Consider the following 24,218-nt stretch of genomic DNA (forward strand, 5'->3'; position numbering starts at 1 on the left):
TTGGGGACGGGGTTTAGTGGCTTTTTTGCGAGCAAAAAAGCCACTAAACCCCGTCCCCAAATGGCACTAATGGCACCTAAAAGGTTACTTGATGTTATCTAATGATTTGAACTGATATCCCATTTCTTCCCATTTTGTCAGAAGCTCATCGAGAATCTCGCCATTCGTTTTGGAGGTGCTATGAAGCAGGACAATGGCACCTGGGTGAACACGTGTAAGTAATTTGTCGAAAGCTTCTTCCTTTGTTGGCTGATTGTTTTCTTGCCAGTCAACATAGGCAAGGCTCCAGAAGAAAGTATGATAGCCGAGTTCTTTTGCCATTTGTAAATTATTCTCATTATATTTCCCTTGCGGAGGACGATAGAATTTAGTCATTTCTTTGCCAGTAACATTGTTGTAGGCGTTCTCTACATCTTTTAATTCCTTTTCAAATGCAGAGAGGGAGGATAGTTTTGTCATATCAGGATGATGATATGTATGATTGCCGACGATATGTCCTTCTTTCTCCATTCGCTTTATCAAATCTGGATTTGACTCAATATAAGTTCCGACAACAAAAAATGTGGCTGGAGCATTGTGTTTTTTTAGTGCATCTAAAATTATGGGAGTGTTTCCATTTTCAAATCCGGCATCAAATGTCAAGTAGAGGACTTTTTCAGTAGTATTTTGTGCATAATAAGCATCGAATCTGGCGAGTTCTTCCATAGATGCATTTGCAATGGGCGGTTCGCCATCGGTCTGAAAACTTAATCCCCAGTTTCCTTCAGAAGAACAAGTGATAGCAGATGGGCGAAGTTGTTCTTTCATTTGTGCAGTAAAACGTCCGATACAAAAGGATGCACAAAAAAACAAGAGGATGGCAAAGAGACGAAGCGAGATAGCATATGTTTGGGTAGTGCGAAATGTGGAAATTTTGTCTTTGATTTTCTTCATAAACAAGAATCCAAGAAGATTTTTGTTTTAATATATTCACAGAAAAGAAAAATCAGAACGGAAGTAAAGCATAAATAGACATTTCCCAAAAAAAGTGATAGAGTAAAAAAATAGAAATTTTAGAAAGAGGAAACAAAATGAAGAAAAGCGCATTGTTTTTTGATATAGATGGAACAATATTATCTGAAATTACAAAGGAAATTCCTGAGAGTGCATTGGAAGCGTTGAATCAGGCAAAGAAAAACGGACATAAGATGTATATCAATACAGGACGTACCTATTGTAATATTCCACCGCAGCTGCGACGATTTGATTTTGACGGATTTTTATGCGGATGTGGATGTTATCTGGTGTGCAACGATGAGGTCGTGTTGGAGAGCCATATAGAAAAGAAGCGTGGACAGGACATTATTGATATGATGTACGAATGTAAGTTGGATGGAATCCTGGAAGGTACAGAGGATGCATATTTCCCGATAAAACGCTCTCGATTTGAAATGCTCGAAACGTCTCGGCGATTTTTTGCAAAAAAAGGACTCGGGATTGAGAAATATATCGATGAAGGTGATATAGAATACGATAAATTATTTGTATATGCAGATGAGCAGAGCGATAAACAAAAGTTTTTCGATTTTCTGAAGGCAGACATGGAAGTGATTGACCGAGGAGATAATGCATATGAAATCGCTCAGAAACCATTTTCAAAAGCAACGGCATGTGAATTTATGAGAAAACGTCTTGGGTTAGAGTTGGATCAAGTTTATGTGTTTGGAGATAGCGGTAATGATTTATCCATGTTCGAATACGCACAACACACAATTGCACTGGGAGCACATTCAGAGGTGCTTGATCCCTATACAGAATTTGTGACCAAGACCGTTGAAGATGACGGAATTGCGTATGCCATGAAACATTATGGATTGATTTAAGTCGAGAAGACTCTCACCTCTTCAGGTGGTGAGTAATAGCAAATTTGTCTCAGTGAAAGCACCTCAACTAGGCGATTATTGGAGGAGGATACACGATGAAATTATTTGTATACAGTTATAGAGAATTCGATGAAGCAGAATTTTTTCAAAAATTTGCAGAAGAGTATCATGTAGAGCTTGGAATTTGTCATGATGCTCCAACGATGGAAAATGCTTATCTAGCAGAAGGATACCCATATGTCAGTATCATTACAACTAAAATCGATGAGGAGTTGATGAATCGTTTTCATGCACTTGGCGTGAAAATGATTTCGACAAGAACAATCGGTTACGATCATATTGATTTGGAAGCTGCCAGAAAATGTGGCATCAGCGTGGGAAATGTGACGTATTCTCCGGAGTGTGTCGCGGATTATACGGTGATGTTGATGCTGATGTCCATTCGTAAAATGAAACGGATCATGCAGCGTGAAGAGATCAATGACTTTTCGCTTCCCGGTATTAAGGGAAAAGAGATGCCGAATTTTACAGTCGGAGTGCTCGGAACCGGACGAATCGGTCGTGCTGTGATTCGTGATATCAGCGGATTTGGCTGTAAGATTTACGCATATGATCAGTATGAAAATGATGAAGTGAAAAAATATGCACAGTATGCATCTTTAGATGAAATTTATGAAAAATGCGATATGATTACCCTTCATATGCCATTAACAAAGGAAAATATGCATTTGATCGATGCAGAAGCAATTCGGAAGATGCAGGATGGTGTTGTGTTGATTAATACAGCGAGGGGCGGATTGATCGATACGAAAGCGTTAATTGACGGACTGGAATCCTGCAAAATAGGAGCGGCAGGATTGGATGTTATTGAAGACGAATTTGGAATGTATTATTTTGATAGAAAATCAGATGTTTTAAGTAAGCATGATTTATATATTTTAAGAGGATTTCCAAATGTTATCGTAACTCCGCACATGGCATTTTATACAGACCAGGCAGTAAGTGATATGGTAAAACATTCGATTGAAAGTTGTATGCTTCATGAGGCGGGAAAAGAGGATCCTTGCAGGGTGATTTGAGACAGAGGAAAATGAATATGAAAGTGGTAGTAGCAGTAGATTCATTTAAAGGAAGCATGACTTCCATGGAGGCCGGAAGAGCAGCAGAAGAAGGAATAAGGGCAGCAAAACCTGATGCCAAAGTGGTGGTAAAACCATTGGCAGACGGAGGAGAAGGAACAACAGAAGCGTTAATAGAAGGTCTTGGTGGAGAAAAAATAGAAGTTACGGTAACGGGACCTTACGGATTGCCGGTAACAGCTTATTATGGATATTTAAAGGAAACAAAAACAGCGGTGATCGAGATGGCTTCAGCAGCAGGAATTACGTTGTCGAATGAAAGAAATCCAATGAAGGCAACTACTTATGGTGTTGGAGAAATGATTGAAGATGCTCTTTCCAGAGGATGCAGAGATTTTATAGTTGGAATCGGAGGAAGTGCAACCAATGACGGAGGAGTTGGAATGCTTCGTGCATTAGGATTTGAGTTTCTGGATGAAAATGGAGAAGATGTCGGAAATGGTGCCCAGGCGTTGGGGCGAATTGCTCAGATTGAGACAAAAAAGAAAAATCCACTTCTTGCAGAGTCATTTTTTAAAGTGGCATGTGATGTGACTAATCCACTTTGTGGAGAAAATGGTGCTACATTTATATTTGGATCGCAGAAAGGCGTGACAGAAGAACAAAAAGTACCGATTGACGGTGCAATGAAACATTACGCAGCTATAACAGAACAGACTCTTGCGTGTGATTGTGTGAATGCCAAAGGAAGCGGAGCAGCCGGCGGAATGGGTTTTGCATTTTTATCATATCTGCAGGCAGAACTGATACCTGGAATTGATCTGATATTAGATGCTGTTGGAATAGAACAGGAATTAAAGGATGCAGACATCGTTGTAACAGGCGAAGGAAAATTAGATTTTCAGACTGCGATGGGAAAAGCACCGGTAGGAGTGGCAAAACGTGCTAAGAAACATGGTGCAAAAGTGATTGCGTTTGCAGGAAGTGTTACACCGGAAGCTGCGGCGTGCAATGAAGTCGGAATTGATGCGTTTTTTCCAATCGTGAGAGGTGTTACTACAATAGAAGAAGCAATGAATACAGAAAATGCAAAGAATAATATGCGTATGACAGTAGAACAAGTCTTTCGGTTAATGTGACCAATGGGGACGGGGTTTAGTGGCTCTTTTGCGAACAAAAGAGCCACTAAACCCCGTCCCAATAACATTTAGTTAAGCTTTTTTCAATTAATAGTTGACAAAATCGTAAAAATGTGCGGCACCTTACTGATTATTATAATCAGTAAGGTGCCCTTTGAAGTTAGATATATTTTTACTTCAAGGAGGTACCACACATGTACATGACACCAGCAACTATTCGAAAACGTTTCTTCTCTGTTCTTGAAACAGCAGAGAAAAATATTCATTTGTATGTTAATACTCCAGGTTCAGATATGACCAGACACAGACTCTGTCCTTTTTCTGACACGGTAAAATCTACTCTCTGCCTCACCATGAATAGGACAAATACAGAATTATTTAACTTTTTTATGTCCCAAAACAAGAAAGTTCCATCTAAATCAGCTTTCACACAACAGCGAAAAAAACTAATTGCTGATTTTTTCCCGTATCTTTTAAAATCTTTTAATGAAAAAATTCCTTTTACCAAAACGTATAAAGGGTTTCATCTTGTTGCAGTAGATGGTTCTGATATTAATCTTCCTACTAATAAAAATGATTTTGAATATCGTATAAAACAGGCTCGAAGTGACAATGTGTTTTTTCAGATGCATTTGAACACTTTGTTTGATATCTGTGAAAACAGGTATATTACTGCTGTTACCCAACCACGCCCTAAAATGAATGAAACACAGGCTTTCTGTCATATGGTCGATCACTGTAATCTGCCAGAAAATACGATACTTATCGCAGATAGAGGATATGCCTCGCTAAACACAATGGCTCATTTAATTGAAAAAAAGAAATTTTTTCTCATTCGCTGGAAATCTCCGTCTGCACCATCTGCTTTTCTGAAAGATATTTTGCCAGCTGAAACAGAATCAGATAGAGAGATTGTTTTGGACGTAACAAGATCGAAAAAAAACAAGCATCTTTGTCATGGGGATAAAATGAAAATAGTAAAAAATAAAAGAACCTTCGAGCCGATTCCGATTGATGATAAGAAAAGTGTATATACCATGAAAATTCGATGCACCTGTATACAACTTGAAAATGGAAACTACGAATATTTGATTTCTAATTTACCATTAAAAAATTTTTCTGCACTGGATCTACGAGAACTTTACTGGAAAAGATGGTCTATTGAAACTTCTTTCCGACGCTTAAAATATGCGCTTTCACTAGTGTATTTACATTCGGTTAATCGGGAACTGATTATTCAAGAAGTATATGCAAAACTTATTATGTATAACTTTGCCTCACTTCTTCACACCTTTGCTACAGAAGAAAAAAAGAAAGAGCAAGGAAAGAAAAAAAGGAAATATGAATACAAAATATCCTTTGAAGATGTTCTTCCTATTGCACGAAGATTCATAAAACATCGAATGACGAATGATATAGTAAAAGCTCTAATGCTACGACATCAAACAGCTATTAGGGTGAAACAACAGACCGCTCGACAGGTCAGATCACAAACTGTAAAGCCGTTAAACAATAGAGCTTAACACAAGATATATTATATTGTATTAATCAGGCAGAAGCAAGGCTCTGCCTGATTATGGTGCAAAAAAATATTTTCTTATAAAAATCATCTACTTTTATGATAATAATACTTTTTAAAAGCTTAGGGAAGAGAACTTCAATAGGTTCATACTATGATGAAAAAAGCTTAACTAAATGTTATTGACCCCGTCCCCATTGGTCTGCAAATAATAAAACACACAACCCTATTGACTTAATAGGTAAAAGATGCTAAACTTCATTTATCAAAAAGATAAGTGGAGTTTTTTATTTTACCGGGTAGTAAAATAAGAGTAAAAGGCAGGTGCAGGATAGATGAAACAGATATTATGCTTTGGCGATTCAAACACATGGGGATTAAATGCGGAGACAGGAACACGATTTTCTTGGGAAGAGAGATGGACAGGTGTCTTACAGGAAAAATTGCAGGGACGCGATATTCGAGTGATTGAAGAGGGGTTATGCGGAAGAACAACAATATTTGAAGATCCGTTTCGTATAGGAAGACGAGGAACGGAATTACTTCCAACGTTATTGGAAACACACACTCCAGATGCAATTGTCTTGATGCTTGGAACCAATGACTGCAAAACAATATTCGGTGCATCTGCAGAAGTAATCGGGAAAGGAATTGCAAAATTGTTGGAACAGATTGAACAATTTGCATCAAAAGCGAAAGTACTGGTGATATCTCCGATTCATTTGGGGGATAAAGTATGGATGGAAGAGTTTGACCGTGAATTTTCACAGGAATCGGTAGAAGTATCGAAAGAATTGGAATCGGTATATGAAACGATTGCTCAGAAATATGGAAAACAGTTTATGCGGGCAGCAGATTATGTGAGCTGCTCGGCAGCAGACCAGGAACACATGGATAAGGAGAGTCATCTAATTCTTGCAAATGCAATCTATAAAAAATTAGAAGAAGGGATTTTATAAAAAATGAAACATGCATTTATAAAATCGATTCCTATTTTGTGTAGTTACGTGTTTGTAAGTATGGCATATGGGATTATGATGGAAGAAGCGGGATTTCATTGGTACTATTCTTTATTGATCAGTTTAACCGTATATACAGGAGCATTTCAGTTTGTTTTGATTACATTTTTAAGCAGTGGAGCTTCTATTCTTACAATCGCATTGACAGCACTATTAATGAATAGCAGGCAGACATTTTATAGCCTGACATTTATTGAAGAATTCAAAAAAATGGGAAAGCGCTTACCTTATATGATCCACACGATGACAGATGAAACATATGCGGTCAATCTGACTTTGGAAGCAGAATGTCAGGATGAAAAGAAAAAAGAAGAGAGTATGTTTGGGGTGGCATTTTTAAGCAGATGTTACTGGATGTTTGGAGCAGTACTCGGTGGCGTGTTGGGACAATTAATCCCATTTGAATTAGAAGGAATTGATTTTTGCATGACAGCGTTGTTTGTTATTATTTTTATTGACCAATGGGAGAAGAGTGAGAATCATTTTCCTGCACTTTTAGGGATTATAGTAGCATTAATAAGTTTATATTTATTTGGTCCACAAAGGTTCATGTTAGTGGCACTCTTGATTGTGTCTGGAATCTTATTACTTGTCAGGGAAGGAAATGAAAAGGAAGTACATTGTGAGTAAAGAAATGATATTTATTGCAATTTTTGTTTCGGCAGTGATTACATTTTCTCTTCGGGCGTTGCCGTTTATAGCATTTCGCGGTGGAAGACAAATGCCGGAAAAATTGATATATCTTGGGAAAATTCTTCCATCAGCGATTATGGCAGTGTTGATCGTATATTGTCTAAAAGATGCAATCCGGGATGTTCGAGGAGTAGGGATTGCACAATTTGTAGCAGTAATCGTGGTGGCAGTTAGTTATAAATGGAAGCATAATACGTTGGTGAGTATTGCGTTGGGGACAGTGTGTAATATGTTGCTTAGGATTGCTATTTAGTTCATTAAGTTGGATAAGCGTCCCTGAGAAAAATATTGGATATGAATTTCTGTTCAGACTCCGTCAGCGGGAAATACATAAAGGTCAGAATTATTATTAAAAACAGAGCTTAGAAACCAGCAACTCGGGCTGTGCCCTCAAACAGCAAGTTTCTAAGCTCTAACGTAAAATCCTGGCCTTTTAGTATTTCCAATCGCTTCCTTTGTATTCACCGAAATTCATATCCAATATTTTTTCTCAGTGCGTTATCGCAAATCTAATGAATTAAAGAGCAGTGCTCTGTGGTGTACCGTAATAGAAACAGGTAGATGATTTTTTTGTAACCGTTGTATCTGCAAGCCCTTGGTATTCGTTATTGCAGATGCTCTTTTTTAGACCGATGTATCTACAAGGCTTTGATATTCATTGTTGCAGATGCTCTTTTTGGAATCAATGTATCTGCAACTTGCTTTTCTTCGAACTTGCAGATACTTTTAATCCTGCCTGTTGTGTACAATTGCATCTGCATCTTGCCTTTTCTGGGATTTAAAGATACTTCCTTTGCAAATTTTGCATCTACATCCCACATTTTCGATAACGTGAAGATGCTCCCCAGTAAAATTGCGCATCCTCTACTTGCTCTTTCAATGCTTTGTGGATGCTCCCATCAAAATTTTGCATCTTCAATCCCCGAAAATCCACTATCGCAGATATTACTCAATATTCCTCAAGTTCTCCCGCTCATGGAATCTGAGCAAGAATTCTTATATCAATTTTTTGTAAGGAACGTATTGCCACTTAATGAACTAAATAGCAACTTACAACATATTCAGATATTTCATAATCATCAGCGACAGATTCATATTCATATAATCATCCCCCTGTGTCAAGTCACTTCCAATCAATTCCTTAATCTTTCCCATCCGGTACAGTAACGTATTCTTATGTACATGAAGATTCTTGGCGACAAGCGAAGACTGTCCCGGGTTTTTCAAGTATTCTTGAAGCGTATTTAAAAAATCAGTCCCTTTTTCCTGGTCATATAAATAGAGGTTCATCAATCCCGGATGGATTAAAAATCGGATTTCAGTATCTTCTTTTTCAAATATTTCCAACATTTTATAAACATAATAATCACTATAATAACAAAGCGGAGTGGAAGTGTTTAACTTCAGACCAAGATTAATCGCATCAATCGCCTGTTGATAGAAACGAGAAGTATCTTCCAGATTCTGATAGAAGTTACTGATTCCGGCTTTTAAATTATTAGCAGCGAGATATTCTTTTAGTTGCGAAAGTTCATATTCACTGAAGCCCTGATATAAGTTTTTATTAATTAGAAATACAATCGTGTCTTCATAGATGACATAAATACTTCCAGAAAAAATGCGTTTCAAATGCTCCAAAATCACTTCTAACTGCAAATGAGAGGAACTTTGTGCAGATGGTGGTATGGCTATAATATAGAAAGAACTTTTAAGATTATAGCCGAGTACCTCCAGACGTTCCTTGAGATTTTCAATATTATTCTGTGGGTTGCGAAGTAAATCTACAAGAAAATAAGAGTACATAACCCCTTTGTTTCTTGTGTAAGCAGGATCTTTCTGAAGTTCGAGTGATACCAGTTTACAAAAACGATGGAAGAAATCAGGAACATAGTCTTCAAAAGGATGTTCAGATTCCAGCATCATGACATGACCTACTTCAATATTTTGTATGTGGATCGCATCTACAAGCATACCGGTGTGAACAAGTTCGCTTGTATAGTAATAAGGGTGATTATATTTTCGAACCATTTCATCCAGATGATTAGCGCGGATAGAAGCAATTCCTTGTTTACTAATATAACCAGATTTGCTTTCTTCACGAAAGAAATCATTATCCGGAACAATACCGGCAGAGATGGCCAGATATTTATTTTGTAAATCAACAACATAGATTGGATTACCAAATATTCTTGAAGCAGTGTCTACCAGATATTGAAGTCCTTTTCCGGAAAAAGAGGCATTTAATAGGAGATGCATACCTGCAGTGATCTGTTGGATTTCTGTTAATAATTCCATAGCAGTATTAAAAAGTGCAGCCTGCGAGAAGGATGTGCCAAAATATAAAATAGTGAAGCAACTTTGCTCATATACGGAGAAATCTAAACGTTCTCCAAAACACATCAAAGTAAATTCAGCATTCGTATTGGCTGCGGGCATTGTGTTTGTAGAAGTCAGATACAGACTTGAAGATTCAAAATGTGGGCGCATCGGGTCAAAAATTCGAACATTGATCATATCACAGACATTGTCAGAATGCCCGAATATTTGCGGTTGATACCCCTTTTCTTTTAGTTTCGACATAAAAATCTGATATTCCATATATACTCCTTTATGAAAAAATCCATTGTGCGTTCGCACAAAAAAATCAAAATTAATCCGTATAATATCATGCTGTGACACGATGAAATCATTAAAATCATTATATATAATTAAGCAAGAATCGTAAAGAACAAAATTCAAGTCGAGCAGCCGCGAGACTTGGCGTTGGATGATGATACAAAAAACAGATGTCTATGTTCTTACGCAGGAAAATGTTCATAAGAAAGGATGAAAACAATGAATCAGACGAAATTGGGAAAATACCAGAGAAGCGTTTCTATTATCGGTGTTGGATGTACTCCATTTATGTATACAGTAGATAATCCAGAAACAGACGGACTGACAGAAGGTGAAATGTTTGGATATGCAGCATTGAAGGCAATGGAAGATGCAGGAGTAAATCCACAGGATGTAGATTTTTATTTCCATGGACAGGCAAGTCCTCTGAATGGTTCAAACTATTTAACACCAAACGTGCAGATTTCAAACTGGTTTGGTATGAAAGGAAAAGGTTCTATCCATCACTCAGAAGCATGCTGTACAGGTTATCTTGCAATCGAGCAGGCTGTAAATGCAATTGCATCAGGAAAATATGACTGTGTACTTACGGGTGCCGTTGAGTTTGGTGACAGTACACCAAGTCCGGCTGACAGCGTAGAAACACCAAAGCATCCATATAAACGCGATAAGATGACAATGGATAAATTTTTGAAAACAACATCATGGTTGTATGACCGTACATATACAAGACAACTTATGGCCGGACAGGAATTAATCTATGACGATGCGGCTGAATGGTATGTCCGTACAAGAGGTATTTCAGCAGAGGATATGAATAACACATTGAATGCAATGTGCATTAATAATAGAAGAAATGCTTCTACAAACCCGCTTGCGATTGAAAGAACAACATACGAAGAACTGGCAGAAAAAGCAGGCATGACATTAGATGAGTACATGAATTCTCCATACAATCCGAAAATGGGAGATTTCCTTCGTGCAGGCGGAGTTGAGTTAAAATGTGACGGAGCTGCTGCTTGTATCGTATGTGCAACAGAGAAGATTCCGGAAATCGCAAAGAATTTAAAACATAAACCAATCGAAGTACTTGGAATAGGAAGTGCTGCTTGTGAAGCAACAACACCACATTTTGAAGTTGCTGCAACAGAGGAAGCTGTTCGTCAGGTATATGAAGCAACAGGATTGTCAGGAGATGATCTGGATATTTTCTTTGCAAATGACTTTATTATCACTTCTCATTTGGTATCAGCAGAAATTGCCGGATATCTTCCATACGGAGAAGGATGGAAATATATCTGTGATGGACGTACAGCATGGGATGGTGATAAACCAATCAATACAAATGGTGGAAGAACATCATTTGGACATGCGCATGCTGCATCTGGTCTGGCTGATATGTACGAAGCTTGTAAACAGATGTGGAATGAGTGTGGAGAACGTGAGGTTAAGAAAGTGCCTAAGACAGCAATGCTTCGTGGATATGGCGGAGCACAGAATGTGGCAGCAATCGTGATTCGTACAATGGACTAATAAAGAGGAGGAAGTACCATGGCTATCAAATTGGAGAAAGTCGTAGAGAAATTTTATTTAGGCCTTGAAGAGGGAAAAATCTTAGGTCGTAAGTGTCCAAAGTGCGGACATGTAGAATTCCCACCTGTATATGCATGTAATAATTGTGGAAATTATGAAACAGAGTGGTATGAAATCAGTGGAAAAGCAAAATTACATTCCATCGTATTACCGGCAGCACTTTCTACAAAACCGGAATATAAAAAATTAGGTAAATTCTGTTATGGAGAAGTAGAAATTGAAGAAGGAACAAGATTGAATGCAGTTGTTCGCGGAGTCAGCAGAAAGAACAGAGCAGAGCTGGAAGCGAAGCTTCCGGTAAATGTTCATGCAGCAATTGTGGAACGTGATAATGGAGTGAAAACAGTAGTATTTGATTTAGATGAAGAATAAGGAGAACAAAACAATGTCAAGACAGGAAATTTTAGAACAGGTATTAAACATGGTAGCTATGTCATACAAAAAAGATGTGGTAGGACTTTCAGAAAAAACATCATTTAAAGAGGATTTAGGCGGAGCATCTGTACAGATGGTAGCATTAGTTTCGGAAATTGAAAATGAATTAGATGTGGCTTTGATGTTAGTTGATGCAAGTGCATGTAATACAATCTCAGATCTTGTTGATTTAATCGAGGAAGAAATGTAAATTATTTTACAATTTAAAGAACAAAAGCAGACACATTTTGTAAATGTGTGCTGTTGTTTTGAAAATGTATTTCTTACAATACAAAATGTAAATAAATTACTTTTGGAGGAGAAAAATGAGCGTATTAGATCAGATTTATGCAAAAGCAAAAGAAGATCCACAGCGCGTTGCCTTTCCGGAGGCTGAAAACGAGAAAATGATGCAGGCTGCTTATGAGACAGGAAAAGAAGGATATATCATTCCAATTCTTGTAGGCGATGCTCAGAAAATCACAGAACTGTGCAAAGAGCGCGGATATGAGACAGATGTTTTCAAGATTGTGGATATTCAGGAAGAAGAATACAAAAATAAACTGATTGCAGACTATGTTGCAAAGCCTGAAACACTTTTGAAAGAAAAAGCACTTGGCCGCCGTATGCAGAACCCATTATATTATGCAATGGTAATGCAGGCAGTTGGTGAGGCAGAGGTAACATTTGCAGGAATTGATAATACAACAGGAGATGTACTTTTAGCAGGACAGATGATTATTGGACTGCAGCCGGGAATCAGCACAATTTCAAGTATCGGACTTTGTGATATTCCTGGATTTGAAGGAAGCGAAGGCAGTTTGCTTGCAGTCGGAGACAGTGCAGTATGTACAAATCCAAATGCAGAACAGCTTGCAAGTATTGCAATCTCAGCATGTGATACTGTAAAGGCATTGCTAGACTGGGAGCCAAGATGTGCGATGGTAAGTTATTCTACACTTGGAAGTGGTCAGGGAGAATTGATCGACAAAGTTGTAGAGGCAGTAAAAATTGCAAATGAGCTTCGTCCGGATCTTGCAATCGATGGAGAATTTCAGTTTGATGCAGCAATTTCACCGGCTGTAGCAGCAAAAAAAGTTACAAGAGAAAGCAAAGTTGCCGGAAAGGCAAATGTTGTAATCTGGCCTGATTTAAATGTAGGTAATGTTGGAGTAAAATTGATTCAGCAGTTTGGACATGCAAATGCTTATGGACCAATGCTTCAGGGATTCAACAGTGTGGTTTGTGATTGCTCAAGAGGGGCTCCGGTATCTGAAATTAAAGGTAATATTATTATCAGTGCAGCTCGTGCAGCAGGAAGCAAAACAAAATAATCATTGATTGCAGAAGAATGCAAATAAACAAATAAACCAAAATCGCTACTAAATATATAAATGTAATGCGGGCGCAGTAACATGCGCCCGTAATTACTAGATGGAGAAATGTTATGAGTGAATATAAAGTGTTGACAATCAATCCTGGATCTACATCTACGAAGATTGCATTGTTTGAAGGTGAGAATTGTTTGTTCTCAAAAAATGTATCCCATGATGCGAAAGAACTGGATAAGTTTCAGTCTCTTCCGGAACAGTTACCATATCGTCGCGACACCATTTTACAGCTTTTAAATGAGGCTGGTGTAAGATTGGATGATGTGGATGTATTTGTCGGACGAGGGGGCGGACTGCTCGCAATGGAAGGCGGCACATATGAAGTGACAGATTTGATGCTTGACCATGCAAGAAACAGCGCTAATGGCGTGATTCATCCGGCAGGTCTTGGACCGCAGCTTGCAAGAGAATTTGCAGAGCAGTATGGTGCAAAGGCAATGGTAGTGAATCCACCGGACGTAGATGAGCTGCAGGATCTTGCCAGAATGACAGGTATAAAGGGTGTGAACCGTATTATACATTTGCACGCATTGAATTTAAAAGAAACCGCAATCCGTCATAGTAAAAATGTGATGAATAAGAAGTATGAGGAATGCAATTATGTTGTATGTCACATTGGCGGAGGTATTTCCGTATCTGCTCACCGCAAAGGAAAAATGATAGACGGATATGATATTGTCGGGGGAGAAGGTCCAATGGCACCAACTCGCTGTGGAAGCATTTCTGTTGCAAATTTATTAAGCTATATGAAAGAAAATAATCTGGATATTGCAGATGTGAAAAAGCTTTGCACAAGAACAGGTGGATTTGTAAGTCATGCAGGTATTTCTGATGCATTGGAATTAACTGTCCGTGCTAAAAATGGTGATAAATATGCAGAAATGCTTTGGAATACAATGATTTATCAGATTGAGAAATGCATCGGTTCTATGGCAGCAGTATTGCATGGGGAAGTAGATGGAATCCTTCTTGGCGGAGGAATGGTCTACAATGAAGATCTTGTTGCTCAGATTACAGAAGCCTGCTCATTTATCGCACCGGTCACGGCATATCCGGGAGAGTTTGAGATGGAAGCTATGGCAGCAGGAGCTATTCGTGTATTAAATGGAGAAGAAAATTTAAAAGTTTATACTGGTAAAAAAGTATGGGACGGATTTGATTGGGAGTAATTGATGGACGCAAAAAAAGAAAAACGAATTCGTATTGGTACATTAGCATTTGGCATCGCATTTATGCCGCCAATATGGGCGGTATTAAGTACATATATCGGAGTGACAACAGGAGCAGTAGCCCTCATTTGTGCAGGTTTATATGTGGCAAATGGAAATAAGCGTTCCGATGCATTTAAAATAGCAGCAGGATTTCTATGTGGAGATGTGTGGGCAGTGCTGGCAGTATGGATTATGGAAACATTACAATTCAATCCAGATGTAGAATTATATTGTACATTGTTTATTTTAGGAGGACTCGCAGTTCTCATCGGTGAAAATGTTCCGAAATACATTTTTACACCATCCTGGCTGTGTGGATGGGCAATCGGACTTACGATTATGGGTCCGTTGAAAGTGAGTGAGATTGGAACACTCCCGATTCAGATTGGTGTAGCAATGATTGCAGGTGTTGTCTATGTCGGAATTGGTGTAGATGCATTACAGAAATTTTTGATAAAAAAATTAGGTTGAGAGTCAAACAGGGACGGGGAACCATTTAGGGACGGGGTTTAGTGGCTTTTTGTGTAAGCAAAAAAGCCACTAAACCCCGTCCCTAAATGGTTCCCCGTCCCTGTTTAATTCAAACTAGACACATTTTGAAAAAGTGTGCTGTTGTTTCCTTGATAATTTTTCTACAATATAATAAGCAAAGTCGTGATTGGAGAGACATTACCCAATTACGAAAATCAGATATCAGGAGAGGGAAGAGATGAGCAAATCGAAAAAAATAAAAATCATTATCACAATTGTCTGCATCTCATTCATACAGGGATTGCAGTTTTGCGTTTCCCCTGTGTTGGGACAGATTCAGGAGCATTATCCGGATGCATCTGTCAGTATGGTGCAGATGCTGGTGACTGCACCTACGTTTTTATCTATCGTAGTTGCAATTATATCAGGTGGTCTTGTTGTTAAGATCAGTAAGAAAAAAATGTTGATTTTTGCCGGTCTGATGGCGGGAATTACAGGATTCTTACCATTTTTGGCAGATAGCTTTATGCTGCTGTTTGTTTCAAGAATTTTATATGGTCTGGCACTTGGACTTTGTATCGCACTGAACACAGCCGTTGTAGCGGAATTTTTTGAGGGAGACGAACGAGTTTCTGTTATGGGAATCCAGGCAGCCAGCGTGGGAGCAGGAATGGTTCTTGTATCTACATTAGGCGGCGCACTTGGTAAATACGGATTCCAGAATGCATACTATCTGAATGTGATAGGATTTATCGCAATGATTCTAATCGCCTTGTTCTTACCGGAAACCGGTACAGCCAAAGTGAGTAAAGATGAAAAAATCGAATTAAACGGAGAAGTATACAAGGTTGCATTTATAGGTGTAGTCGAAATGCTGTTCTTGATTACATTTACAACAAATATTGCAATGCATATCAGTGGAAGTCTTGCCGGAAGTACAACGGTTTCCGGTAATCTGACAGGAGTATTCTCCGGAGCACAGATTGTTATGGGATTGATTCTCGGAGCAATTACAAAAGTGACGAAAAAATATACATTGCCGGTTGCAATGTTATGTTTCTCAATCGGTGGAGTGTTACTTTTATTATTCCCATCAAATTACGTGATGCTGATGATTGGAGCGGTGTTCTGTGGATTCTCACAGGGAATGTTTATTCCTACAGCGATGGTGGAAGTATCCAATGCAGTAAATCCGGCTTCTACAACAATGGCAGCGGCATGTATGACATGTGGAAACTGTTTTGGACAGTTGATTTCGCCGACACTATTGAACGGAGCATCCAGAATGATGTTTGGAGAGGTAACAACATCGCATGTATATTTAATTGCCACAGTTGGTATGACAATTGCGGCAGGTGTTGTGATTTTGTTACGTGCCAGAAAAAAGACAGCATAATATCATGTTGGGATAAAGATGATAGAACAGTTGTAAAATGCAGAAAACTTAAAATCAAAATACAAGCAAGGAGGAAGAAAAAATGGGCGCTAAGAAATGGAAAGGTAAAGAAAAATATTCAAACTTATTTTCACCAATCCGAATGAGAAATGTACGTGCAAAGAACCGTATTATTGCAGCACCGACAAGTCCGAGTATGATTACAACAGAAGGACATTTTACACCGGAGATGATTGCATATCTGGAAGAAAAGGCTCTTGGGGGAGCAGGAATTGTTACATACGGGGAAGCAATTGTGCATTCTGCAACAGGAAAATCACATAACAAACAGCTTCAGCTTGACTCTTTTGGTGTCAAACAGGGAATGGCACAGGCTGCAAGAGCAATCCATAATGCAGGAGCTTATGCCAACATTCAGCTTTCACATGGTGGTAAATACGGCGGACTTGCAAGTGTTGGTGGAGATCATTTGGATAAATGTAACACTGCCTATGGACCGAGTCACGAGGTTACACCGGTTGGGGAAGTGCAGGAAATGCCAAAAGAACTGATTTTGGAAATTGTGGAGTCTTACAAAAAGGGTGCAAAACTATGTAAAGACTGTGGATTTGATATGGTTCAGGTTCATGCAGCACATGGATGGCTGTTCTCTCAGTTCTTATCACCTGTATTCAATCAGAGAACAGATGAATTCGGTGGTTCATTGGAGAACAGAGCGAGATTCCTGCTTATGGCACTTGATGCGGTAAGAGAAGGTGTCGGACCGGAATTTCCAATCGAAATCCGTCTGTCTGGAGATGATCTGACAGCAAATGGTCTGGGAATGGACGAATGTATCAAAGTTGCAGAGATGGTAGATGACAAGGTTGATCTGATTAATGTATCTTGTGGAAATCACGAAGATCCGGATATGTTCTGTCGTACACATCCTTCTGCATTTTATAAACGTGGTGTAAATGTTTATCTTGCGACAGCAATCAAAGAACATGTAAAAACACCGGTTGCCTGTGTTGGTTCTTTGAATGATCCTGCACAGATGGAAGAAATCATCGCAACAGGTCAGGCTGATATGGTAGAGATCGGACGTGCACTTCTTGCAGATCCATATTTACCAAAGAAAGCATTGGAAGGAAGAGAAGATGACATTACACCATGTCTTCGTTGCTATGAGTGCTTTGGAGAGACAGGAAAGAGTGAGACAGTAAAATGTTCTGTAAACCCGACAATGGGACAGCAGCTTCCTGAAAAATATCCAAGAAAAGCACCTAAGCAGAAGAAACGTGTATTAATTGTAGGTGGAGGCCCGGCAGGTATGGAAGCAGCTATTACAGCAGCAAACCGTGGTCATGAAGTAACACTTGCAGAGAAAGCAGATAAACTCGGTGGAAACTTATATCCTGCATCTGCACCATATTTCAAAAAAGATATTGCAGATTTCTGCAAGGTGATGATCAATCGAGTAGAAAAATCAGCAATAAAAGTAATGCTGAATACAGAAGTAACACCGGAATTTATCAAAGACTTTGATCCAGATGCATTGATCGTTGCAATCGGTTCTTATGAGGCAAAACCATCAATCAAAGGTTTAGACAGAGATAACGTTGTAATGGCAATCGAAGCAGAACTTCATCCGGAAAAACTTGGCAAGAAAGTCGTTATCATGGGTGGCGGTCTGGTAGGAACAGAAGCTGCCGTATCTTTCCATCATGAAGGAAAAGAATGTGCAGTCATTGAAATGCGTTCCGAAGTTGCAGCAGATGCGAACTCATTCTATCGTGGAGGTCTTATGCCTGAGGTAAACAAATCAGCAGAATTATATACGAATACAACAGTAAAAGAAGTAACAGATGAAGGTGTTGTATGTCAGAGAGATGGAGAAGAATTTGTTGTAAAGGCAGATACTGTAGTATGTGCTCTTGGATTCAAGTCAGCATATGACAAAGTCGATGAGCTTTGTGAATTGGTTGATGAGAATTATGTAATCGGAGATTGCAAGAGTGTTGGACTGATCTACAATGCAGTAAACCAGGGATATTATACAGCGATGAGTCTGTAGAACCTTGGCCGTTGGGGACGGAGTTTGTGGCTCATTTAGTGTCCCCTGTGGCTTATCCATTGCAATTAAAATAATGGGATAGTCAGAATTTATTCTTAAAGAGATTATATTCTACAAGAAATTTTTGTTGTAGAATATAGTCTCTTTTTATATGGCGAAAAATCAATTATAATGGCTTTATAAAATGACAAAGGAAGAATAAAAATGGGAAGTTTGATAACAACAGCAGTGAAATATTGTACGGGTAGTGAAACGATATATACAGGCGATATTGTGATTTTAATGGGAATTGAAAATCAATTAAATATATCAATGGAAACATTCGGTGATGAAACGATTTTATCAGAAGAGGATATTTTGGTGATAAATTCGAAATCAAAGGTTTTAATGAAAGCATCTAAAGCGTTATATGCAGAGTTTACGATTTCTCTTAGAAAATTTAAAGAATTATTTCCCAATAAAAAATATCGTTTTCTGTGTGATTCGACGAAAGTAAAAAATGATAATTTTGCGATATTGAGGAGATATTTGACAGAGCTGCTTATGCTGCAATACGAGCGAACAGAGTATCAACGGGCAGAATGGAATAAAGTGAGCTGCGAGATGTTGATTTTTTTAGTGAGCAATTTTGCGACAAATATATTTATGTCAGAGAATAATAACTCATTGGAAAATGTGACCGATTATATTGGAGAACATTTTCAGGAAGATTTGTCACTAAAACAGATAAGCAGCCAGTTTCATATGACTCCAACTTATTTTTCAAGATATTTTAAGAAAAATTTTGGAGTGAATTATTATCAGTATTTATGTAAGGTGAGACTGGAGAGTGCAATGGAAGATCTGCTGTACAGTGACAAAAATTTATTGTGTGTAGCAATGGATAACGGCTTTCCAAATGAAGATTCTTTTCGAAAATATTTTACTGAAAATTATGACATGTCCCCGTATGAATACAGGGTAGCGCAAAAGGAAAAAGAAGAGATTAAGAAAAAAGAACAAACAGAAAATTTACAGGCAGCTGTAAAAAAACTGGTGGGAGTCAGAGAAACAGAGCAAATAAAAGAAGTAGTGACTATTGATGTTAACAATAAACAGACATACAGACCATATTGGCGCGAAATTATCAATTTAAGTGATTGCAAATTATTGTTGAATTATGAAGCGAGAGAGCAGTTTGAAGAATTACAGAAAGAATTAAATTTTCAGTATGTCAGGATTCACTTAGACTGGAGTAAATTTTCGGAAGAAGAAATTTATAACTTTTATCAGGAAGAACAGGTTTTTGATTTTCTGCTGAAAAATAAATTAAAATTGTGGTTTACAATTTCGGTCAGAGAGCTGCAGGAATCAGACTTATTATTTGCATATTTAAAAAAGATGCTTTCTCATTTTACACCTCATTATGGAAGTAATGAGATACGAAACTGGCGTTTTGAATTGGAATACAATACATTGTTTGATGAAGAAAAAATAGAAGTATATTGGAAACTATATGAGCGGATAAAAGAAATTCTGACGATATATCAGATGCAGGAGTTATTGGGGGCAGGGTTAGAACTGGGAGACTGGGAAGGAATTCGTAAATTTGAACAGTTTACAAAGAAAAATCACAGGAAACTTACGGCATTGACAATGCAGGCCAAACCATATACATGTATGGAGACAGCGGAAGGAATGAGCGTAAATCGAGTTACAGACAGCGGTTATGTAAAAAATCAGCTTCAGACTTTTCGGGAAAATTTTCCGGAGTTTACTTCTGAAATCAGTGATATTTATATTACAGATTATTATGATAGCATTCAGCGAATGAATATTTTAAATGATTCTTGCTATCGAGGTGCATTGATTATTAAAAATGTGATTGAGTGTTTTGGAAACACAAGTTCTCTTCCACACAGTGTGCCACTGGATCTTAGTTATGTAAATGGAATCAGAGAGAAGGTCTTATTTGGTGGGGATGGACTGATTACAAAGCAGGGAATTCGGAAACCATCATACTATGCATATTCTTTTTTACAAAAGGCAGGACCTTATTATCTTGGGAAAAAAGAAAATGCAATTATATTTGGAAATGAATTTCTGGAATACCAGATTATATGTCATAACTGTAAACGATTAAGCTATCACTATTATCTGGACGAAATGGAACAGCATCTGGAAAAGATAGGGCAGTATTTTGATGATCAGGATGAAAAAGAACTGAAATTTCGGTTGGAAAATGTAAAAAATGGACGATATATTGTAAAAAAACATTCCGTTAATATGCAGCACGGAAGTGTGCAGGATGAATTGAGAAGAATTGCACCATTTGAATCATTACTTATGCCGGCATTTCTCCATAATGATGATGTGGATTATTTAAAGCAGATTCTTGTACCACAGCAGACATTACGAACTTATGAAGTTGACAATGGAGTGTTGGAATTGCAGATTACCTTATCGGCAAATGAAATTGCTTATTTGAATATTCAATATGCGTATTATTAAATAGATTGGATATATAAGAGTTAAAAAGATAATTATTTTAAAAATTATTATCTTTTTAACTCCTTTTTAATTGGAAATATAAAGAAAAGAAAATTAATTGCGCAAAAGAAACATGATTATTTGGGAGAAAATTGTGCTGTGTGAAAATATAATAGTATTCATAACAAGCGATAAAGTTTACATGTGAATATGCTAAAAAAAGAAAAGGTGGAAGGATATGAGAACGTTAGAAGTAACTATTAACAGTAGAGAAGACGTAAGTCTTACTGTGTATCTTCAGGATGTTGAGAAGGAATTTCGAAACATAACAAAGAGACCGGCAGTTTTAATTATTCCGGGAGGTGGATATCAGTTCTGTTCAGATCGTGAAGCAGATCCGGTGGCTTTGGCTTATTTGAAAGCAGGATATGATGCGTTTGTTTTACGTTATTCTGTTGGAGATAAGTATAAATGGCCTGAGCCGTTGGAAGATTATGAAGATGCAATAGAATATATTGAAAGCCATGCAGAGGAATGGAATGTTCTGACAGATAAAATTGCAGTAGTTGGATTTTCAGCAGGAGGTCATCTTGCAGGAGCTGCGGCAACAATTGCAAATCATAAACCGGCAGCAGTTGTGTTGGGATATGCAGTACTCAATGAAGTAGTAGATGAGATTGCACAGGATGCACCAAGGATTGCAGAGCACGTAGATTATGATACGGTTCCGTGTTTCTTATTTGCATCAAGAGCAGATAATGTGGTTCCGGTAAAAAATACACTGGATATGATGAATGCTCTGGATAAGGCGGGAATTACATTTGAAAGTCACATTTATGCGTTTGGTCCACATGGATTTTCTGTTGGGGACACTGCAATTCAAACGAGAGAAAGCTCTTTTTGTGAGAGGATTCCAAACTGGGTGCAGGATAGCATCGGATTTCTAAAAGATGTGATGGGTGATTTTTATGTTGGAACCGCAGAAAATAAAATATTAACCGAACCAAAGTGTAAAGCTCATATGACAGATGATGGAAGCGCATGGCTTTCTCTGGATTGTACAATTGGAAGAATATTTGGAAATCCGAAAGCAAAAGAAGTGCTTATAGATGTGATTGCGATAATGCAGAAAAAAATCATTCCATTTACACCGGAGATGACATTCGGTGATATGATGGAGTGTTTTAGCAGAATGAAATTAAGAGATCTTCTTCATGAAAGATCGATTGAGATTGATGAAGAAAAAATCGATGCACTCTTAGGAGAAGTTCCGAATATTTGATAAAGATAAAATGGAAGGAACCTATAATGGAACGATTGTGTGCGTGAAATGTCACACGGAAAGGAAATTATGAAGAAAACAACAAAAAATTCTATATACTATTCTATGGGATTTATGTCCCAAAATATCATCTGGTACATGATCAACACTTATCTGATGCTGTTTTATACAGATGTAGTCAGTCTTTCAGCCGGAGCAATTTCCACGATTATGTTAGTGGCTCGTGTATGGGACGCGGTAAATGACCCGATGATGGGAGCAATTGTCGATAAGACAAAATCAAAATGGGGAAAATTCAGACCATATATTATTATCGCACCACCATTTCTTGCTATTTTTGACATTTTAACATTTACAGTATGGCCGGTAGAAGGAACAATGAAAGCAGTACTTTGTGGAGTTTCTTATATTCTTGCAGGTATGGCATATACAGCAGTAGGTGTTGCAATTAACGGTATTGTAAACAGACTGTCTACAGATTCCAATGAAAAAATGAAGATTATTTCTATTGCAAATGTCGCAAGTAACGTACTTCAAACAGTACTTGCAGCCGCAGCAATGCCAATGATCTTATTCTTCAGCCATTCTGACACAGCAAATGGAAAAGGATTTTTCTGGACAACAGTCATTCTGGCAATTGTTTCGGTTCCGTTATTTCTGGTATGTGGATTTAAGTGTAAAGAAGTTGAGATTGTAGAGCCACCGAAAAAAGAAAACAGTGGATCATTTGTAAAAGACTTAAAATTAATGACAAAGAACAAACCACTGATGATCTCCATTATCTCATTGTTTATCGGTGTTGTTGGTGCAATGGCAAGAATGTCATTACTTACATATTATATTATTTATGTAGTTGGATCTTACACAATGATCTCAGCAGTATTTACAACATTGACAGTATGTCAGATTGTCGGTACAGCAACATTACCTTGGGGAACAAAGAAATTTGGAAAAAAAGGTTATATGATTATTCTGCTTATCATCAATGCAGCAAGTGATCTGGTTCTGTTCTTTAATGGACATCCAACAATTGCTTTTGTACTTGGAGTTTCTATTATTGGTGGATTTTCACAGAGTGTAGGATCTATCTCATATGGAATGATGTGCGACAGTATTGATTATGGCGATTACAAATTTGGAATTCGTAATGAAGGTCTTTCTTCTTCATTGATGAGTTTTGCAATTAAACTTGCATCAGCGATTACAGGATCTTTGAGTATCTGGTTACTTGCAGCAACAGGGTATGTTGCAGGAGCACAGCAGAGTGCATCAGCAATGACAGGAATAAATGTGATCGTAAATTTGATTCCGGCACTACTTCAGCTTGTAGGAATTATTCCATTGATCTGGTATAAACTGGATTCTAAGAAGATGGATGAGATTGCAGTTGCATTAAAGGAAAGAAATAGCCGATAGGGACGGAGTTTGTGGCTCGTTTAGTGTCCCTATGGTCAGGCTTTCCGTTGGAAAATAAAGAACCAGTGGGGACAATTTAGGAGCCACAAACTCCGTCCCCGCTGGTTCTTTTTGTAGATGAAAGAGGAAAAGGAAGATGAAATATTTTGATATAGAACATGAAGTGGCAGCGTATTTTCATAAGTATCAGCAGATAGAGTTACATCAGATGAAAATGTGTGGTGAAGGAAGAATTTCAATGAGTATGTCACCGGCATATTGGCTTTCATCGGATGAAAGAACAGGTGGTATGTCTTGTGATACATATACCTATCATATTTACAAAGAACGAGAAGAGATTCTATGTAAAGTGGAAGTGAAACGATTAGAAGCTGTGTGCCGGGAAAATGAACATGCGTTAGAAATTGAAAAAATCCAGTGGGATACGATACAGGTAATGAAACCGGTGCCATATGGACGGAATAATCCATTTGAAAAAATCGGGGAATATCCGGATTTGCCATTAAAAGGAAATGCAAGCGACAAGGATTATTTTGCTATACGAAATCTGTAAAATATGTTTTTCGAGCATCGTTTACATGAAATGGAAAAA

22 protein-coding genes are annotated in these 24,218 nt (G+C 37.9%); 19 read left to right on the forward strand and 3 right to left on the reverse strand.

Going from position 1 to position 24,218, the window contains the following annotated elements; genetic code table 11:
* Window positions 1-84: 84 nt before the first annotated feature.
* Window positions 85-933, reverse strand: a complete 849-nt coding sequence (gene pdaA / locus H8S40_RS04885) for a delta-lactam-biosynthetic de-N-acetylase (RefSeq protein WP_186864711.1) — start codon at window positions 931-933, stop codon at window positions 85-87.
* A gap of 137 nt (window positions 934-1,070) precedes the next feature.
* Here pdaA and H8S40_RS04890 point away from each other — a divergent pair, with 137 nt between their 5' ends.
* The 7 genes from H8S40_RS04890 to H8S40_RS04920 all read left to right on the forward strand — a co-directional run bounded on the left by H8S40_RS04890 (window position 1,071) and on the right by H8S40_RS04920 (window position 7,564).
* A complete protein-coding gene (locus H8S40_RS04890; RefSeq protein WP_118724831.1) occupies window positions 1,071-1,862 on the forward strand; it encodes a Cof-type HAD-IIB family hydrolase in 792 nt (263 codons plus the stop codon).
* A gap of 95 nt (window positions 1,863-1,957) precedes the next feature.
* On the forward strand, window positions 1,958-2,941 hold the full coding sequence (locus H8S40_RS04895; RefSeq protein WP_186864712.1) for a D-isomer specific 2-hydroxyacid dehydrogenase family protein: 984 nt from the start codon (window positions 1,958-1,960) through the stop codon (window positions 2,939-2,941).
* A 17-nt stretch (window positions 2,942-2,958) separates the two neighbouring features.
* A complete protein-coding gene (locus H8S40_RS04900; protein WP_186864713.1) occupies window positions 2,959-4,080 on the forward strand; it encodes a glycerate kinase family protein in 1,122 nt (373 codons plus the stop codon).
* A 194-nt stretch (window positions 4,081-4,274) separates the two neighbouring features.
* Window positions 4,275-5,603, forward strand: coding sequence for an IS4 family transposase (locus H8S40_RS04905; protein WP_186864359.1), 1,329 nt, complete (start codon window positions 4,275-4,277; stop codon window positions 5,601-5,603).
* A gap of 331 nt (window positions 5,604-5,934) precedes the next feature.
* Entirely contained in the window at window positions 5,935-6,558 is a 624-nt protein-coding gene (locus tag H8S40_RS04910) for a GDSL-type esterase/lipase family protein (RefSeq protein ID WP_186864714.1), read from the forward strand.
* Window positions 6,559-6,561: 3 nt separating this feature from the next.
* Window positions 6,562-7,248 carry an AzlC family ABC transporter permease gene (locus tag H8S40_RS04915; RefSeq protein WP_186864715.1) on the forward strand — a complete coding sequence of 229 codons (687 nt, stop codon included), beginning with the start codon at window positions 6,562-6,564 and terminating at the stop codon, window positions 7,246-7,248.
* Complete coding sequence (locus H8S40_RS04920; protein WP_366482259.1) at window positions 7,241-7,564, forward strand: branched-chain amino acid transporter permease; 324 nt, start codon at window positions 7,241-7,243, stop codon at window positions 7,562-7,564. Before H8S40_RS04915 ends, H8S40_RS04920 begins: the two co-directional genes overlap by 8 nt.
* Before the next feature lie 385 nt (window positions 7,565-7,949).
* Here the strand turns inward: H8S40_RS04920 and H8S40_RS16315 are convergent, their stop codons facing one another.
* Both H8S40_RS16315 and H8S40_RS04925 read right to left on the reverse strand, forming a co-directional pair.
* Window positions 7,950-8,072, reverse strand: coding sequence for a hypothetical protein (locus H8S40_RS16315; RefSeq protein ID WP_279286787.1), 123 nt, complete (start codon window positions 8,070-8,072; stop codon window positions 7,950-7,952).
* A 289-nt stretch (window positions 8,073-8,361) separates the two neighbouring features.
* Window positions 8,362-9,909, reverse strand: a complete 1,548-nt coding sequence (locus H8S40_RS04925) for a PucR family transcriptional regulator (protein WP_186864717.1) — start codon at window positions 9,907-9,909, stop codon at window positions 8,362-8,364.
* Window positions 9,910-10,146: 237 nt separating this feature from the next.
* Here H8S40_RS04925 and H8S40_RS04930 point away from each other — a divergent pair, with 237 nt between their 5' ends.
* From H8S40_RS04930 to H8S40_RS04985, 12 genes are all read left to right on the forward strand, one after another.
* Window positions 10,147-11,460: a thiolase family protein gene (locus H8S40_RS04930; protein ID WP_022076020.1), complete on the forward strand. Its 1,314-nt coding sequence runs from the start codon at window positions 10,147-10,149 to the stop codon at window positions 11,458-11,460.
* Between the two features lie 18 nt (window positions 11,461-11,478).
* Complete coding sequence (locus tag H8S40_RS04935; protein ID WP_022076021.1) at window positions 11,479-11,892, forward strand: Zn-ribbon domain-containing OB-fold protein; 414 nt, start codon at window positions 11,479-11,481, stop codon at window positions 11,890-11,892.
* 13 nt (window positions 11,893-11,905) lie between these two features.
* On the forward strand, window positions 11,906-12,145 hold the full coding sequence (locus H8S40_RS04940; protein WP_186864718.1) for an acyl carrier protein: 240 nt from the start codon (window positions 11,906-11,908) through the stop codon (window positions 12,143-12,145).
* Between the two features lie 115 nt (window positions 12,146-12,260).
* On the forward strand, window positions 12,261-13,268 hold the full coding sequence (locus H8S40_RS04945; protein ID WP_022076023.1) for a phosphate acyltransferase: 1,008 nt from the start codon (window positions 12,261-12,263) through the stop codon (window positions 13,266-13,268).
* A gap of 113 nt (window positions 13,269-13,381) precedes the next feature.
* The gene (gene buk / locus H8S40_RS04950) at window positions 13,382-14,494 is read left to right on the forward strand and encodes a butyrate kinase (protein WP_022076024.1); all 1,113 of its coding nucleotides are present in this window, start codon (window positions 13,382-13,384) and stop codon (window positions 14,492-14,494) included.
* Between the two features lie 3 nt (window positions 14,495-14,497).
* Window positions 14,498-15,007: a DUF1097 domain-containing protein gene (locus H8S40_RS04955; RefSeq protein WP_118737725.1), complete on the forward strand. Its 510-nt coding sequence runs from the start codon at window positions 14,498-14,500 to the stop codon at window positions 15,005-15,007.
* A gap of 238 nt (window positions 15,008-15,245) precedes the next feature.
* On the forward strand, window positions 15,246-16,403 hold the full coding sequence (locus H8S40_RS04960) for an MFS transporter (protein WP_186864719.1): 1,158 nt from the start codon (window positions 15,246-15,248) through the stop codon (window positions 16,401-16,403).
* Between the two features lie 82 nt (window positions 16,404-16,485).
* Window positions 16,486-18,459 (forward strand): oxidoreductase, encoded by a 1,974-nt coding sequence (locus tag H8S40_RS04965; protein WP_118724576.1) that lies wholly within the window; start codon window positions 16,486-16,488, stop codon window positions 18,457-18,459.
* Window positions 18,460-18,663: 204 nt separating this feature from the next.
* A complete protein-coding gene (locus H8S40_RS04970) occupies window positions 18,664-20,949 on the forward strand; it encodes a helix-turn-helix domain-containing protein (RefSeq protein ID WP_186864720.1) in 2,286 nt (761 codons plus the stop codon).
* Window positions 20,950-21,166: 217 nt separating this feature from the next.
* Entirely contained in the window at window positions 21,167-22,210 is a 1,044-nt protein-coding gene (locus H8S40_RS04975) for an alpha/beta hydrolase (RefSeq protein WP_186864721.1), read from the forward strand.
* Window positions 22,211-22,279: 69 nt separating this feature from the next.
* Window positions 22,280-23,626 carry an MFS transporter gene (locus H8S40_RS04980; RefSeq protein ID WP_186864722.1) on the forward strand — a complete coding sequence of 449 codons (1,347 nt, stop codon included), beginning with the start codon at window positions 22,280-22,282 and terminating at the stop codon, window positions 23,624-23,626.
* A gap of 136 nt (window positions 23,627-23,762) precedes the next feature.
* Window positions 23,763-24,179 (forward strand): hypothetical protein, encoded by a 417-nt coding sequence (locus tag H8S40_RS04985; RefSeq protein WP_186864723.1) that lies wholly within the window; start codon window positions 23,763-23,765, stop codon window positions 24,177-24,179.
* Window positions 24,180-24,218 lie beyond the last annotated feature (39 nt).

Origin of the sequence: Ruminococcus hominis (assembly GCF_014287355.1) — a bacterium.
GTDB lineage: Bacteria > Bacillota > Clostridia > Lachnospirales > Lachnospiraceae > Schaedlerella > Schaedlerella hominis.

What these genes read in the sequence shown, in the direction of transcription:
- pdaA (WP_186864711.1), bottom strand. Translation starts at nt 933, where the DNA reads ATGAAGAAAATCAAAGACAAAATTTCCACATTTCGCACTACCCAAACA.
- H8S40_RS04890 (WP_118724831.1), top strand. Translation starts at nt 1,071, where the DNA reads ATGAAGAAAAGCGCATTGTTTTTTGATATAGATGGAACAATATTATCT.
- H8S40_RS04895 (WP_186864712.1), top strand. Translation starts at nt 1,958, where the DNA reads ATGAAATTATTTGTATACAGTTATAGAGAATTCGATGAAGCAGAATTT.
- H8S40_RS04900 (WP_186864713.1), top strand. Translation starts at nt 2,959, where the DNA reads ATGAAAGTGGTAGTAGCAGTAGATTCATTTAAAGGAAGCATGACTTCC.
- H8S40_RS04905 (WP_186864359.1), top strand. Translation starts at nt 4,275, where the DNA reads ATGTACATGACACCAGCAACTATTCGAAAACGTTTCTTCTCTGTTCTT.
- H8S40_RS04910 (WP_186864714.1), top strand. Translation starts at nt 5,935, where the DNA reads ATGAAACAGATATTATGCTTTGGCGATTCAAACACATGGGGATTAAAT.
- H8S40_RS04915 (WP_186864715.1), top strand. Translation starts at nt 6,562, where the DNA reads ATGAAACATGCATTTATAAAATCGATTCCTATTTTGTGTAGTTACGTG.
- H8S40_RS16315 (WP_279286787.1), bottom strand. Translation starts at nt 8,072, where the DNA reads ATGCAGATGCAATTGTACACAACAGGCAGGATTAAAAGTATCTGCAAG.
- H8S40_RS04925 (WP_186864717.1), bottom strand. Translation starts at nt 9,909, where the DNA reads ATGGAATATCAGATTTTTATGTCGAAACTAAAAGAAAAGGGGTATCAA.
- H8S40_RS04930 (WP_022076020.1), top strand. Translation starts at nt 10,147, where the DNA reads ATGAATCAGACGAAATTGGGAAAATACCAGAGAAGCGTTTCTATTATC.
- H8S40_RS04935 (WP_022076021.1), top strand. Translation starts at nt 11,479, where the DNA reads ATGGCTATCAAATTGGAGAAAGTCGTAGAGAAATTTTATTTAGGCCTT.
- H8S40_RS04940 (WP_186864718.1), top strand. Translation starts at nt 11,906, where the DNA reads ATGTCAAGACAGGAAATTTTAGAACAGGTATTAAACATGGTAGCTATG.
- H8S40_RS04945 (WP_022076023.1), top strand. Translation starts at nt 12,261, where the DNA reads ATGAGCGTATTAGATCAGATTTATGCAAAAGCAAAAGAAGATCCACAG.
- buk (WP_022076024.1), top strand. Translation starts at nt 13,382, where the DNA reads ATGAGTGAATATAAAGTGTTGACAATCAATCCTGGATCTACATCTACG.
- H8S40_RS04955 (WP_118737725.1), top strand. Translation starts at nt 14,498, where the DNA reads ATGGACGCAAAAAAAGAAAAACGAATTCGTATTGGTACATTAGCATTT.
- H8S40_RS04960 (WP_186864719.1), top strand. Translation starts at nt 15,246, where the DNA reads ATGAGCAAATCGAAAAAAATAAAAATCATTATCACAATTGTCTGCATC.
- H8S40_RS04965 (WP_118724576.1), top strand. Translation starts at nt 16,486, where the DNA reads ATGGGCGCTAAGAAATGGAAAGGTAAAGAAAAATATTCAAACTTATTT.
- H8S40_RS04970 (WP_186864720.1), top strand. Translation starts at nt 18,664, where the DNA reads ATGGGAAGTTTGATAACAACAGCAGTGAAATATTGTACGGGTAGTGAA.
- H8S40_RS04975 (WP_186864721.1), top strand. Translation starts at nt 21,167, where the DNA reads ATGAGAACGTTAGAAGTAACTATTAACAGTAGAGAAGACGTAAGTCTT.
- H8S40_RS04980 (WP_186864722.1), top strand. Translation starts at nt 22,280, where the DNA reads ATGAAGAAAACAACAAAAAATTCTATATACTATTCTATGGGATTTATG.
- H8S40_RS04985 (WP_186864723.1), top strand. Translation starts at nt 23,763, where the DNA reads ATGAAATATTTTGATATAGAACATGAAGTGGCAGCGTATTTTCATAAG.